Origin of the sequence: Actinomadura sp. RB99 (genome assembly GCF_014706005.1) — a bacterium.
Taxonomy (GTDB): domain Bacteria; phylum Actinomycetota; class Actinomycetes; order Streptosporangiales; family Streptosporangiaceae; genus Spirillospora.
The window spans coordinates 1-736 of sequence record NZ_JABMCA010000195.1 but is presented as its reverse complement, the minus strand read 5'-3'; the positions used below and the strand labels follow the sequence as shown (position 1 = coordinate 736).

The 736-nt window shown below is 65.9% G+C and carries 1 protein-coding gene; it reads right to left on the bottom strand.

Annotated elements, in window-relative coordinates; genetic code table 11:
- Positions 1–160: 160 nt before the first annotated feature.
- The gene (locus amrb99_RS49525) at positions 161–619 is read right to left on the bottom strand and encodes a GNAT family N-acetyltransferase (RefSeq protein WP_190869045.1); all 459 of its coding nucleotides are present in this window, start codon (positions 617–619) and stop codon (positions 161–163) included.
- Positions 620–736 lie beyond the last annotated feature (117 nt).

The following is a 736-nucleotide window of genomic DNA, read 5'->3' as shown; positions in this document are numbered from 1 at the left end:
ACGATCGGCACCTTCATCGACGGCTGGAACGACCGCTGCGAACCATTCTCCTGGACCAAAGACGCCGACGAGATCATCGCCAAAATCAAACGAAAAGAAACTATTCGAGCGAAACACTAGATGAGCAGCGGGAACGCTCGGCATGTGCCAGTTGTGATGGTCACCCGGGCGGACGGGTGGAGCGCATCCTGATCTTGATGTCGCCGTCGCCGTGGCGTGCCACTTCCCGCAGGCCGAGTCGCCGGTAGAGGGCGTGCGCACGGTGGTTGACCGCGAGCACGTCGAGGACCAGGTCCTTGCCCTGCTGCTCGGCCTCGTCCAGGAGCGCGGTGATGAGGCGGGTGCCGATGCCGCGTCCTTGATGCTCGGGGTGGACCTCGATGCGGCCGAGGTAGACCTCGGTAGAGCGGTACTCGACGCTGAGCATGCCGATATCGGCCCCGTCGGCGGTGATGATCTGCCAGTGGCCGGGGTCGAACCCGCGCGCGTGGTAGTCCCGCTGGTCCTGCTCGTCCCACCCCCAGATCGCGGCGACGTAGTCGCCCATCGCGGCCTTGTGCAGTTGGAAGCAGAACTCGCTGTCGGCGGGCGTGGCGGGCCGCAGCGCGACGTCGCTCACGCGGCCCTACCTTCTTGATCGGGTTGAGCGAGCCGTTCGTAGGGTTGGCTGGCCCAGGGGTGCCGGGTGTGGCTTTCATGCGGCTGCCGAAGGTGTGGTTCAGGACGCTTCGCCGCC